Raw genomic sequence first — 12557 nt, forward strand, 5'->3', positions numbered from 1 at the left:
TAGGAGTGAGTGTTCGCCCGGCGCGACCACCAGGTGGTCGACATGGGTAGCCTCCTCGAAACCGTCGTCGTCCCCGTCGCCAGCGAGGCGGACGCGGAGACGACGATGCGAGCGGTGCTGCCGCGGGTCCGGGAGGCCGGCGGCCGCGTCGTCACCGTCCACGTCGTCGAGAAGGCCGGCGGCGCGATAGACAAGGCCAGCGTCGAGCAGCGCGAACAGTTCGCCGAGGACGTCTTCGCGGTCGCCGCGGACGCTTGCGCGGACGCCGGCGTCGACTGCGAGACCGACCTCCGGTTCGACGAGGACGTCGCGGACGGCATCTTCGCGGCGGCCCGCGACCACGGCGCGAGCGCGGTCGCGTTCACGCCCCGCGAGAGCAGCCGCTGGCTCGACCTGCTCACCGGCGACCACGCCCGCGACCTCGTGAAAGGAGCGGACCTCCCGGTGATCGTGTTCCCGGCGGAGGACGCCGATGAGTGACCAGGAGCTCGCGAAGGACCTCGGCCCGCTCGCCGCGCTGACTATCGGCGTCGGCACCATGATCGGCGCCGGCATCTTCGTGCTGCCGGGCGCCGCCGTCGAGACCTCCGGGCCGCTGTCCGCGTTGGCGTTCCTCGTCGGCGGCGGCATCGCGCTGCTGACCGCGCTGGCGGCCTCCGAGCTCGGCACCGCGATGCCGAAGGCCGGGGGCGCGTACTACTACATCAACCACTCCATGGGGCCGCTGTTCGGCTCCATCGCGGGCTGGGCGAACTGGATGGGGCTGGCGTTCGCGTCCGCGTTCTACATGTTCGGGCTCGGCCAGTACGTCGTCACGTTCCTCGCGGTCCCCGGGTTCGAACTCGGGCCGCTCGCGCTGCCGCCCGCCAAAGTCGTCGCGCTCGCCGGCGCCGCGTTCTTCGTCGGCGTGAACTACGTCGGCGCGAAGGAGACCGGCGGCCTCCAGAACGTCATCGTCATCACGCTCGTCGCCATCCTCGCGGTGTTCACCGCGGTCGGGGCGTGGAACGCCGACCTGAACTCGCTGTTCCCGCTCGTCCGCGAGGGGAAGGGCTTCTCCACCGTGCTGCCCGTCACCGGGCTCGTGTTCGTCTCCTACCTCGGGTTCGTCCAGATCACGAGCGTCGCCGAGGAGATCAAAGACCCCGGGAAGAACCTCCCGCGGGCGGTCATCGGCAGCGTCGTGCTCGTCACGCTCATCTACGCGCTCGTGCTGCTGGTGGTGCTCGCGGCGGTGCCGAACGAGCTCGTCTCCGGCAACGACACCGCCGTCGTGGACGTCGCACGCCGCCTCATGGGGCCCGCGGGCGCCGTCGCCTTGCTGTTCGGCGGGCTGCTCGCGACCGCGTCGTCGGCGAACGCCTCGATTCTGGCGTCCTCGCGCATCAACTTCGCGATGGGCCGGGACAAGCTCGTCTCCGACAGCCTGAACTCGATTCACGAGCGGTTCGCGACGCCGTACCGCTCCATCGCGCTGACGGGTGTGTTCATCCTCGTGTTCGTGCTGCTCGGGAACCTCGAGACGCTGTCGACGATGGGGAGCACGCTCCACCTCGTCATCTACGGCCTGCTGAACGTCGCGCTGGTCGTGATGCGGACCGTCGACCCGCCCGAGTACCAGCCCGACTTCCGCGTGCCGTTCTACCCGGTGACGCCGATACTCGGCGCCATCACGTCGTTCGCGCTCATCGCGTTCATCAACCCCGTCATCGTCGCGGCCACCGCGGCGTTCGTCGTGTTCGCGGCGGCGTGGTACCTCGTGTACGCGCGCTCCCGGGCGACGAAGACCGGCATCCTCTCACAGCACCTCCAGCGTAACCCCGAGTCGGCGCCCGACGCCGCCGTCTCCGCGGCGGAGTCGCTCGCGCCCGACGGCTCGGACTACCGCGTGGTGGTGCCGCTCGCGAACCCCGAGCACGAGACCAACCTCATCTCGGTGGGAGCGGCCGCGGCGAAAGCCAACGACGGTCGCGTTATCGCCGTCCACATCGTCCCCGTCCCCGACCAGACGAACCTCGCGTACGCCAACGAACATCTCGACGAGTTCACGGACACCGCGGACAGCGAGCAGTTGCTCGCGGACGCGAAGGCCGACGCCGAGGACTTCGGCGTCCCGGTCGAGACCCACACCATCCTCTCGCACCGCTCGTTCGAGGAGGTCTTCGACGCCGCGGAGTCCCACGACGCGGACCTGCTCGTGATGGGGTGGGGCGAGGACAGCCACGGGTCGCCCGGCCGCGCGGAGTCCGCCGTCGACGAACTCGCCGGCGACCTGCCCTGTGACGTGCTCGTGTTCAAGGACCGCGGCTTCGACCCCTCGCACGTCGTCGTGCCGACCGCGGGCGGCCCGGACACCGAGCTCGGCGCCGCGATGGCGCGGTACTTCCGCGACCAGTTCGACAGCGAGATTACGCTGTTGCACGTCGCCGACGACGTCGACGAGGGCCGGGCGTTCCTGGAGACGTGGGCCGAGGAGAACGGCCTCTCGGACGCCGAGCTCCGCGTCGAGAGCGGCGACGTCGAGGAGTCTATCGCGCGTGCCGCCGAGGACGCGTCGATGCTCGTCGTCGGTGCGACCGAGCGCGGCCTGCTCGGGCGGCTCGTCCGCGGGTCGCTCGTCCTCGACGTGCTCTACGACGTCGACTGCTCGGTCCTGCTCGCGGAGAAAGAACGCAGTCGGTCGCTACTCAACCGGCTGCTCGGCAGATAACGACGCGCTACTTCGATTTCGGAGGGAGAGTACGAGTTCGCAGGACCGTCAGAGCTTCGCGGAGACCTCGTCGTGGGCGTCCGCCTGCACGAACGCGACGACGTGGTCGCCGACCTCGACGACGGTGTCCCCGCGTGGGGTGACGTACTCGCCGTTCCGCGTGATGGCGCCGACGACCACGCCGTCGGGCAGGTCAGCGGACGCGTCCAGGATGGTGCGGCCCGCGAGCACGCTGTCCTCGTCGACCTCGACTTCGACGACCTCCGCGCCGCCCGGTTCGATGATGGCGACGTTCTCCGCGCGGCGCTCGCGGGTGAACCGCGTGATCTCCTCGGCGGTCACGCGGCGGGGGTTGACTGCGACGTCGACGCCGACCGTCTCGAAGAGGTCGACGTACCGCGCCTGCTCGACCACTGCGATGGCGCGCTCGGCGCCCTCGCGTTTCGCGAGCAGCGCCGCCAGCAGGCTTCGCTCGTCGGTGCCGAGCGTCGCCACCACGGCGTCCGCGTCCTCGATGTGCTCCCGGGAGAGGAACTCGGGGTCGGTGGCGTCGTGGGAGTAGACGGTCGCCGCCGGGAGTCGCTCGGCGAGCTCGCGGGCGCGGTTCTCGTCGAACTCGATGATTCGGGGGTGGATGCCGCGGCTCGCGAGCCGTTCGGCGGTGAGCTCGCCGGTCGTCGACCCGCCGATGACGACGACGTCCTCGACGCGGCCGGCCGCGCCCTCGGGTTCGATGCTGCGCGCGAACTCGCGGACACTCTCCGGCCGGCCGACGACGACCACGCGGGAGTCCCCCTGAATGACGGTGTCGCCGCGAGCGACCTCCGCGTGCCCGTTGCCGTTCTCGAGGACGGCGACGAACGTGAGTTCCTCGAAGCGGTCGGCCTCCGCGACCGTCTCGCCGGCGATCGGGCTGTCCGCCGGCACGTCGAACTCCGCCATCTCCACGCAGCCGTCGGCGAACGGGTCGACCTCGTGGGCGGTCGGCAGACCGACGACGCGGACGATGGCCTCCGCCGCCAGCAGGTCCGTACACACCATGAAGTCGACGCCGAACGCGCCCTCGTGGCCGCGCCAGGTTTCGAGGTAGTTCGTGTGCTCGACGCGGCCGATGGTGAACGCGTCGCTGACGACGTCGACGGTCGCGCACGTCGCGAGGTTCGTCTCGTCGTCGTCCGTGCTGGCGATGACGACGTCCGCCTTCTCGACCTCGGCCTCTTCGAGGACGTCGAGGTCGGTGCCGTCGCCGGTCACCGCGAGGACGTCCTCGGAGTACGTGAGCGCCTCGACGCGCTCCGGGTCGATGTCGACGACGACGACCTCGTGGGAGTCCGAGAGGCTGCTGGCGATGCTCGAACCGACCTCGCCCGCGCCGACGACGAGGACGCGCATCAGGTCACCACCCCTTCGTGCATGGGCGGTACGTGAGCCCCCGCCGTGAATAGCGCTTCGGAACGCCGGGTCGGCCGCGCGGCCAGTCTCCGCGACCAGTAGAGGCCGCCGCGGTGACCGGCGGTCCCGCCGCCCTGACGCCCGCGTCAGGCGCCGTCTGTGACGATGCTGGCGACGCGGTCGCGGTCGAACAGCTGCTCGTCGGCGGGAATCTCGGGGTAGTGCTGGCCGTCCTCGTAGGCGGGCCACTCGCCGAAGACGTCCGGGTAGAGCTGCTTGGCCGTCATCTCCAGCTGGAAGAGGTTCATCAGCGGGCCCTGGTAGCGCATCCCGGAAGCGTACACGCGGTCGTTCTCGACGGCCGAGAGCCGTCCGCCGGTCTCGCTGTTCCGGAGCCGCTCGCGGACCGACGACATCTCGTAGCGCGGCGTCGCCCCCCAGAGGTGGAGGACGACGTCGGGGTCGGCGTCGAGCATCGTCTCGTAGCCGACCGAGCCCCAGAGGCTCGACCAGTCCTCGTCGGCGAACGCGTCGTGGGCGCCCAGCGGTCGCGTGTCCGCGAGCCAGTAGCCGGGCTTGTTGAGGTGGTACGTGTAGAAGGTGCCCTCCGCGTAGGTAACTCGGACCGCAGTCGGGCGTTCCTCCTCCGGCGGCAGGTCGGCCTCGATGGTCGCGACGAGGTCGTCGTGGACTTCGCGGAGCGCCTCGGCGCGCTCGCGCTCGCCGAAGACGTCCGCGACGTGGCCGAACAGCTCCCAGAGCGTGTAGTACTCGTAGGCGTCGCGGTACTGCTCGGGCGGCTGGTCGTGGGTGCCGCTGTAGAAGTTCCCGAACCACGGCGCGACGTTGGTGGCGACGTCCTCGGCGTCCCCGACCGACCAGTTGTCCTGCGTGACGAGGTACGCGGGGTCGAGGAAGTGGACGTCGCTGTCGAGGCTGTACAGCTGTTCCTCGTCGATGCCGTCACCGAAGGGGTCCGGGAGCCCCTCCCAGTCGAAGGAGACGCCGTCGAGGCGCTCGTAGTAGTGGTTCATCGTCGTCCCCGACATCTCCGGGACGAAGAGGGAGTTGACCGTGTCGCCGTAGCCGAGCGCGACGGCCATGTCGGCGTACTGCGGGAACAGCACGAACGTGCTCTCCGGCGGCTCGTCGAAGGAGACCTCGCCGACCGGCGCCAGCGACGCGGTGTACGACGGGTCGGTCGTCGTCGGGTCGCCGCTCCCGTTGCTCGTCGTCGCTCCGTCGCCGCTGCTGCCACCGTCGCCCCCGTCGCTCGGGCTGGCGCAGCCCGCGAGCAGGCCGGAAGCGGTGGCTGCGGCGGCTCCCTTCAGATACGACCGTCGCGTGAACGGCAGAGTTCGCTCGCCCATGTGGTTTAGGCTGGCCTAAACGAATAAATGGATTCGGATTTCCCTCCGTGTGGCTAAGCCGTCGATCGGGGGTATGGGGCGGACAGAGCGGTACGCCCCCTCACAGCCGTTATATAACTCGTACGGGGGTTGTCCGGGTGATGCCGCCGGATTCGACGCGTCTGTCCGACCTCGTATCGCGACCGAAACTCGTCGCGACGACCGGCGTGAAGACGGCGAGGAGAGAACTGATATGTATTCTCACACCGATGGCGAAAGCGATGAGACGCGTACGGGTGAGCGACGAGTGAAACGGCGGTCTCTCTGTATCGAGGCGAGACGGAGCGTGGCAGCATGACCCTCGGTGGGGATGTGCTCACCGTCGGTGTTCTCCTGGCTGCCTTCGGTGCGTGCGCGCTCGCTGTGCAGTCGCTCTCCATCCGCTACGGGACGATCACGAGCGCCTCCTCGGAGGCACTCGTCGTCGTTCTCCTCGTGAACGTTCTCGCGCTCGTTCCCGCGGCGTTTCTCCTGGGGTCCCCGATCGAGGAGCTAACGGCCACATCACTCGCGGCGTTCACCGCGGCGGGGCTACTCGGAACGATGGTCGGGCGAGCGATGCACTACGAGGGAATCAAGCGGATCGGGTCCAGCCGCGCGGAACCGATCAAGGCCTCACAGCCGCTTCACGCATCGCTCGTCGCCGTGGTCGTGCTCGGCGAGGTCGTCACTGCCGGCCACCTCGCCTCGATGATCGCTATCGTCGTCGGCATCGCAGTGATCACGTACGAACACGGCCAATCCGATATCGGGAGCAGTGCAGGATACGCGGGACTGGCGTTTCCACTGGCGGCGGCGTTCTTCTACGGGATCGAACCGACGCTCGCGAAAATCGGATTCGGCGAGGGTTCGGCGGTTCTCACTGGGTTGGCCGTGAAGACGGTCAGCGCCGGTATCGGCTTCCTCACGTACCTGTGGTGGAAGCGCGGACTCCCGGACCTGCGGACAGTCGACCGACGCGAACTACCGTGGCTCGTCGCTGCCGGCGTCGCGAACACGCTCTTCCTCCTCGGTTACTACAGCGCTCTCGAACTCGAACCGGTCTCGCTCGTCGTCCCCCTCGTGCAGTCGAGCCCGCTCGTCGTCATTCTTCTCTCCGTGCTGTTCGTCAGCGACGACCTGGAGCAGATTACCTGGCGACTCGCTGCCGGCGCACTCATCGCGGTCGCTGGCGCAATCGGCGTAACGCTTCTCAGCTGAACGGGAGCGGTCAGACTCCGGTCGGCTGAGAACCACGCGCGGGGTCACCACCACGCAGTCAGTCAGAACGACGCGAAGCCGTCTCTGCGGCGCCGGTGTTGCAGCCGCTACGGGACCGCTCGACAAAAGATGGAGAAGACAGCGTGTCGCTCAGTCGCCGCCGCCGAACATCTCCCGCATCATCGGGTGCATCTCCATCATCTGCTCTTCGGCGATCTCCTCGTAGAGCTTGTACGTGATAGAGATCGTCAGCAGCAGGCCCGTCCCGGTGACGTTCCCGATGGTGCCGAGCATGTTCGCGACGACCGCGAGCAGCCCGACGAGCGCGCCGCCGAGCACCGTGACCTGCGGGATGTAGCGCTCGAGGACCTTCTCGATGACCCCGAGGTTCTTCCGGAACCCGGGAATCTGCATCCCCGAGTTCTGGATCTGTTTCGCGGTCGCCTCCGGACCCATGTCCGTGGTCTCCACCCAGAAGATGGCGAAGACGGCGCCGCCGACGATCATGAACGTCAGGTCGACCGCGATGCGGATCATGATCTGCCACGGCTCCACGGCCGCCGGCGTGCCGCCGAGCCACCACATCCAGCTCTGCCGGTTGTACACCGGCGAGAGGTAGTAGAACAGCCCGCCGACGGCGCTGCCGTCCACGTAGACGCCGAGCCACGACGGGATGCTCATCGTCGAGTTCAGGATCTGGCCGAGGAACTGGATGTTCGCCTGCAGCGCGCGAACGAGGATCATCGGCAGGACGCTCGCGTAGATGAGCTTCACGGGGAACCGACCGCGCGCGCCCTTCACGCGCGCGTGGCTCAGCGGAATCTCGACGCGAACGCTCTCCGCGTACACGACCGTGACGTAGATGAGCAGCGTCGTGAACAGCCCGAGGATGCCGCCCTGGATGAGCAGGAAGGATAGCCCGTCCATCGAGAGCAGCGGCGGGATGTTCGAGACGTTGCCCAGCGCCAGGTCGATCCAGTTCGGGAACAGCCCCTGGTTCGGGAACTCTCCCTCCCAGAAGATGAACCCGCCGACGAGGCGCTGGCTCACGCCCGCGATGATGAACAGGCCGATGCCGGAGCCGACGCCCCACTTCGAGATGACCTCGTCCATGAACAACAGGAGAATGCCACCGGCGGCAATCTGGGCGAACAGCAGGAGCTGGACGCCCAGCGTCCCGATGCCGAGGCTCTGCGCGAGCACCTGGCTCGGGCGCAGGAAGTTCCCGAAGAACACCATCGGGATGCCCGTCAGGAACACCATTACGACCACCAGCATCTTCTGGAGCCCCTGGTAGATCGCCTGGTCGCGGGGGTCGTTCGTATCCAGCCCGAGCAGGTTCGCGCCACCGAGCAGCTGCAAGACGATGCTACCGGTGACGATGGGGCCGATACCGAGCTGGAGCACTGTTCCCTGTCCGCCCGCGAGCAGGCTCCGGAACTGACCGAAGAGGTCCTGGCTCGCGCCGGTGTCCAGCCCCCAGAGCGTGACGTTCGTCAGGAAGAAGTACAGGACGAGCACGCCGGCCGTCCAGTACATCTTGCGTCGGAACGGCACGTGTCCCTCCGGACGCTGGACTGCGGGCATCCGCGTGAGTACCGGTGCGGCAGTCTCCTTCCATCCCATGGGTTACTCCTCGCTGTCCTCTGAGCCGCGCTCGGAGACGACGGCGTCGCCGCCCTCGCTCTCGATGAGTTCGACGGCGCCCGCGGAGAACGCGTCCGCCGTCACTTCGAGCTGTTCGTACACCTGTCCGCCGCCGAGCACCTTCACCACGTCGGCCTCCCAGCCGTCCTCGGCGACGTCGCGGGCGTCGACGCGGTAGCCGAACTCCGTCTCCTCGGCCACGTCGTCCTCGACGAGCAACGCGATGTCCTCGTCGAGCTTCTGGACGGACACCTCGCGGACGTCCTCGTCGGTCTTCTCCGGTCGCTTGAAGCCGGACTTGCCGACGTCCTCGTAGTTGTGTTGCTCGTGTTTCTTGCGGCCCGCGCGACCGCGACCGCCGCGGTTACCGGCGCCGCGCCGGTTCTTGTGCGTGCCGCCGCCGTGCGTGCGGGAGCCGCGCTGTCGTCGTTTCTTGCTCGTCATGGTTAGTGCATGTCGGTGAGGAGGTCGTCGATCTCCTCGGTGGTGTGTTTGCCGAGCTGGCCGCCGTCGCTGACCGGCTTCTTGATGCCCTCGTGGCCGCCACGCGGCGGGTGCAGGCGGAGCGCGGGCGCCAGGCCGGCCTCGCGGAGCGTCGTCTCCTCGTCGAGGAGCGCGTCCGCGAGGTCGTCGACGTCGTCGTAGTCGGTGTTCTCGGCGACCCACTCGTCGTCGACGTCCGCCGACCCCGTCTCGGGCTCGGCGCGCGTCTCGATGAGGTCAGCGAGCACGTCTGCGCTCGGCTCGCCGAACGCGACGTAGTCGTTGACCTTCGCGACCATCCCCGCGTACGCGTCCGTCTCGGGGACGAGCGCGCAGTGGTTGACGCTGTGGATGTTCAGCATCTCGAACGTGTCCTCGACGTCGTCCGGGATGTTGACCTCGCCGCGGAGCTTCACGACTGCCTCCATCACTCGATCACCTCACGCTGCTCGTGGGCGTGCTGGGGGACGCGCGCTTCGGCGGTCTTCCGGAGCGCGTTGAACGTCGCCTTCGCGAAGTTCACGGTCGTCCGGGTCTTCCCCGAGGAGCGCGTCCACACGTCCTCGATGCCCGCGAGCTCGAGGACGTGACGCACCGTCTCGCCGCCCGCGAGGCCGAGGCCGCGCGGTGCGGGAATCAGTTCGACTTCGACGCTCCCGGCCTGCCCGGTCGTCTTGAGCGCGACGGTGTGGGGGCGCCCACAGCCGCACTCCCAGGACCCGCAGCCGCGGGAGACGTCGATGATGTTCAGTTTCGCGACCTCGATCGCCTTCTGGATGGCGCCGCCGACCTGGTCGTCGCGGCCCTCCGCGTAGCCGACGTAGCCGTCGCGGTTGCCGACGACGACGACGCAGCGGAACTTCACGCGTCGACCGGAGTCGGTCATCCGCTGGACCATGTTGATGTCCAGGACTTCGTCGTCCAGGCCGGGCAGCAGGTTGTCGACGATCTCCGGCTCCTTCAGCGGCAGCCCGCTGTCGAGAGCGTCGGACATATCCTCGATTTCGCCGTCCTTGACGAGGCGACCCAGGCGTGTCTTCGGTTCCCAGGTGTCGTTGTAGCTCATTCGTTGTCCTCCATGATGGCCTCCCGCACCTCGTCGAAGTGCTCGGGAAGCTCCGTTGCGTCGAACTCGCCGCTGTACAGCGGCTCGTCGAGAGACTCGGCGTACTCCGCGATGTGCTCGCCGCGCGTGCGCGACCAGTCCGCGAGGACCGAGTCGTTGTGCGGGACGTCCAGGCCGGCGTCGATTGCGCCCTCCTGAATCGCGAACACCTTCGAACCCGGGGTCGCGGTGTTGAGGCCGATGTCGAGGACGGCCTCGTCAGCGTCCGAGTCCTGCGCGCGCGTCCCAGCGAGCAGCCCCGTCAGGTACGCCGCCGGCAGGTTCCCCGTGGGAGCCTCCCAGCCGTACGCTTCGAGGTCACTGGAGTGCGCGCTCGCGATCGTTTCGTCGCCGTCGGGGCCGGTCTCGACCAGCTGCGCCGTGACGTGCTTGTTGCTCTTCCGAGCAACGAGCCGAGGTTTCCCTGACTTCAGGAGGCGCAACCTCTGATGGTAGTCGGTCCGGACCTCGCGGCGGCGTCGCATCGGCACCTTGTATCGTGGTCCTGTCGCCATTAGCTATCACCGTAGTTTTCGTCGACGTAGTTCTGTAGGCGCCGGACGCTGTCGAACTCGCCGCCGTTCGCCATGTTGTACAGCTCGCGGTACTGGCTCTGGGTGATCTCCCCGTCGTCGCGGAGCTCCCGGAGCGTCCGTCGCTGCGCGCGAATCCGGTCCTGGTAGGCCTCCTTGTCGTTCTGCCGAGCGCCGGACTTCCCCTTGCGGGTGCCGGGGCCCTTCCGGTGGCCGTAGGACCGCTTCTGGTCGCGCTCGCGTGCGCGACCGCGCGAGTTGCCGTTCTTCTGTTCCGCCTGGATCGTCCCCTCGTCGACGAGCTCGCGGATCTCCTCTCGGGTGATCGCGTCCGCGATCTCGGCTTGGGCCTCGGGGTCGAACCAGACGCGATTCTTCCCGACGTCGAGGACGTCCGCTGCGAGTCGCTTCTGTGCGCTGAGGTCGCTCATTCTTCAACCTCCACTTCGACGTAGGTCGGATTCAGAACGCGGATGCCCGCCTCTTCGGCCTGCTCCTCGATCCGTTCGCGCTTGCGCGCGCCGACTTTCGAGGCGATGCGGGCTGCCTCCGTGTCCGGGTCGATACCGTCGAGGTCGTCCGCGTTGTGCACGCGAACCTCCTCGAAGCCGCTCGGGTGCTTACCGCGGATCGCTTCCGGCGTCCGGAAGCCGGCCTCGACCTTGTCACCCTTGCCTTTGACGCCGCGGCGCTGCTTCGACAGCGTGCCCTTCGGGCGACGCCACGACTTCGGCGTCCGCTTCTTCTTGTGGTAGTCCTGCCGGTTGAACTGCGGCTTGCCCTCGCGACGGCGCTTGTTCAGCAAGCGCTGCTCGTCGTCGCTGAGCTCCGGCGTCTTCTCGGTGAGGCCGCGGGGACGGAGCTCCGTCTCCACGTCCTCCTCGGACTCTTCTTCCTCGGGTTCGGCTTCCTCGACCTCGGCCTCGGTCTCCTCTTCGACCTCGAGACCGCCGACGTCGGCCTTGATGCGCGCCGCGAGCGCGTTGCCGACGCCGTCGACGTCCGCGAGTTCGTTCTGGCTCGCCGCCTGCACGTCCTCGACGGACTCGTAGCCGGCCTCTTCGAGGGCTTCCGCCTTCGACGGGCCGACGCCCGAGATGTCCTCCAGCGTCTCTGGCGTGTCGTTGTTCTCTTCTGCCATCTATCAGGCACCTCCCTTGCTGGGCTTCTCGACGATGTACACGCCGTCCTGGAAGACGCGCGTGTCCTTGTCGGTGACGCGCGTCAGCTGTTCGATGTCGGCCGCCGTCTGGCCGACGTCCTCGATGCTCGGGCCGTTGAGGGTCACTTCTTCGCCGTCCACGGACACTTCGGTGTCGCCGCGGATCGGCGTCCGCCGCGGTGCCTTCTCGCCGAGGAAGTTCTGGATGACGACCTCGCCGCCCTCGACTTCCACCTGCATGGGGAAGTGAGAGTAGTGGACTTCGAGCTGGTACTCCCAGCCCTCGGTGACGCCGTGGAACATGTTCTCCACGTGGCTCTCGAACGTACCGACCGTCGAGAGCGTCTTCGCGTCGTCGACGTCGCTGGTGACGACGACCGCGTCGTCTTCGACGTCGACGTCGACGTCGGGGTACCAGAGGCGTCGCGACACGGACCCTTCGGGGCCTTCGACGGTGAGGTCGAGGTGGTCGACCTCCGCCGTCACGTCGTCCGGAATTTCGATTTCGACTCGTGCCATTGTTAGTATACGTACGCGATCACTTGGCCACCGATGCCCTTCTCGCGGGCCTCGTAGTGGCTCATGATGCCGTGGCTCGTCGTGACGACGAGCGCGCCGTAGTCACGAGCGGGGAGGTAGCGCTTCTCCCACTTCTCGTAACCGTCGGCTGCCACGGAGTACCGTGGGTTCACGGGGCCACACTCGTTGATGGCACCTTTCAGTTCGACCTCGAACCTGCCGGCCTTGCCGTCGTCGACGAACTCGAAGCCGTCGATGTACCCGCGGTCGTAGAAGACCTCGAGGACGGAGCCGACCAGGTTGGAGGCGGGCTCTACCGTGTGCGTGAGGTGCCCGACGCTCTCGGCGTTGTCGATGCCGGAGACCGCGTCGGACAGGGGATCGTTTGCCGTCATAG

The 12557-nt window shown here is 67.9% G+C and carries 14 protein-coding genes; 3 read left to right on the forward strand and 11 right to left on the reverse strand.

Features of this window, described 5'->3' with window-relative positions:
• The first annotated feature begins 42 nt into the window (after positions 1 to 42).
• Both G9C83_RS10715 and G9C83_RS10720 read left to right on the forward strand, forming a co-directional pair.
• Positions 43 to 480 (forward strand): universal stress protein, encoded by a 438-nt coding sequence (locus G9C83_RS10715; protein WP_167247199.1) that lies wholly within the window; start codon positions 43 to 45, stop codon positions 478 to 480.
• Positions 473 to 2710 carry an amino acid permease gene (locus G9C83_RS10720; protein WP_167246132.1) on the forward strand — a complete coding sequence of 746 codons (2238 nt, stop codon included), beginning with the start codon at positions 473 to 475 and terminating at the stop codon, positions 2708 to 2710. Before G9C83_RS10715 ends, G9C83_RS10720 begins: the two co-directional genes overlap by 8 nt.
• Before the next feature lie 48 nt (positions 2711 to 2758).
• On the opposite strand, the gene trkA is transcribed toward G9C83_RS10720, so the two are convergent.
• Both trkA and G9C83_RS10730 read right to left on the reverse strand, forming a co-directional pair.
• Positions 2759 to 4102 (reverse strand): Trk system potassium transporter TrkA, encoded by a 1344-nt coding sequence (gene trkA, locus G9C83_RS10725; protein ID WP_167246133.1) that lies wholly within the window; start codon positions 4100 to 4102, stop codon positions 2759 to 2761.
• Positions 4103 to 4248: 146 nt separating this feature from the next.
• Positions 4249 to 5472: an ABC transporter substrate-binding protein gene (locus G9C83_RS10730; protein ID WP_167246134.1), complete on the reverse strand. Its 1224-nt coding sequence runs from the start codon at positions 5470 to 5472 to the stop codon at positions 4249 to 4251.
• A 333-nt stretch (positions 5473 to 5805) separates the two neighbouring features.
• Between G9C83_RS10730 and G9C83_RS10735 the strand changes: the two genes are divergently transcribed.
• Positions 5806 to 6711, forward strand: a complete 906-nt coding sequence (locus tag G9C83_RS10735) for an EamA family transporter (protein ID WP_167246135.1) — start codon at positions 5806 to 5808, stop codon at positions 6709 to 6711.
• Positions 6712 to 6861: 150 nt separating this feature from the next.
• Here the strand turns inward: G9C83_RS10735 and secY are convergent, their stop codons facing one another.
• The 9 genes from secY to G9C83_RS10780 are packed head-to-tail and all read right to left on the reverse strand — an operon-like array spanning position 6862 to position 12555.
• On the reverse strand, positions 6862 to 8337 hold the full coding sequence (gene secY, locus G9C83_RS10740) for a preprotein translocase subunit SecY (RefSeq protein WP_167246136.1): 1476 nt from the start codon (positions 8335 to 8337) through the stop codon (positions 6862 to 6864).
• 3 nt (positions 8338 to 8340) lie between these two features.
• Entirely contained in the window at positions 8341 to 8802 is a 462-nt protein-coding gene (locus G9C83_RS10745; protein WP_167246137.1) for an uL15m family ribosomal protein, read from the reverse strand.
• Positions 8803 to 8804: 2 nt separating this feature from the next.
• Positions 8805 to 9269 (reverse strand): 50S ribosomal protein L30, encoded by a 465-nt coding sequence (gene rpmD, locus G9C83_RS10750; protein WP_167246138.1) that lies wholly within the window; start codon positions 9267 to 9269, stop codon positions 8805 to 8807.
• Positions 9269 to 9907, reverse strand: coding sequence for a 30S ribosomal protein S5 (locus G9C83_RS10755; protein WP_167246139.1), 639 nt, complete (start codon positions 9905 to 9907; stop codon positions 9269 to 9271). The genes rpmD and G9C83_RS10755 overlap by 1 nt, the downstream gene beginning before the upstream one ends.
• On the reverse strand, positions 9904 to 10461 hold the full coding sequence (locus G9C83_RS10760) for a 50S ribosomal protein L18 (RefSeq protein ID WP_167246140.1): 558 nt from the start codon (positions 10459 to 10461) through the stop codon (positions 9904 to 9906). The genes G9C83_RS10755 and G9C83_RS10760 overlap by 4 nt, the downstream gene beginning before the upstream one ends.
• Positions 10461 to 10910, reverse strand: a complete 450-nt coding sequence (locus tag G9C83_RS10765) for a 50S ribosomal protein L19e (protein WP_167246141.1) — start codon at positions 10908 to 10910, stop codon at positions 10461 to 10463. The genes G9C83_RS10760 and G9C83_RS10765 overlap by 1 nt, the downstream gene beginning before the upstream one ends.
• Positions 10907 to 11620: a 50S ribosomal protein L32e gene (locus tag G9C83_RS10770; RefSeq protein WP_167246142.1), complete on the reverse strand. Its 714-nt coding sequence runs from the start codon at positions 11618 to 11620 to the stop codon at positions 10907 to 10909. The genes G9C83_RS10765 and G9C83_RS10770 overlap by 4 nt, the downstream gene beginning before the upstream one ends.
• A 3-nt stretch (positions 11621 to 11623) precedes the next feature.
• Positions 11624 to 12160: a 50S ribosomal protein L6 gene (locus G9C83_RS10775; protein ID WP_167246143.1), complete on the reverse strand. Its 537-nt coding sequence runs from the start codon at positions 12158 to 12160 to the stop codon at positions 11624 to 11626.
• Positions 12161 to 12162: 2 nt separating this feature from the next.
• A complete protein-coding gene (locus G9C83_RS10780; RefSeq protein WP_167246144.1) occupies positions 12163 to 12555 on the reverse strand; it encodes a 30S ribosomal protein S8 in 393 nt (130 codons plus the stop codon).
• Positions 12556 to 12557: the final 2 nt, after the last annotated feature.

The sequence above is a fragment of the Halobacterium sp. R2-5 genome (assembly GCF_011734195.1).
In the GTDB taxonomy this organism is placed as follows: Archaea; Halobacteriota; Halobacteria; order Halobacteriales; family Halobacteriaceae; genus Halobacterium.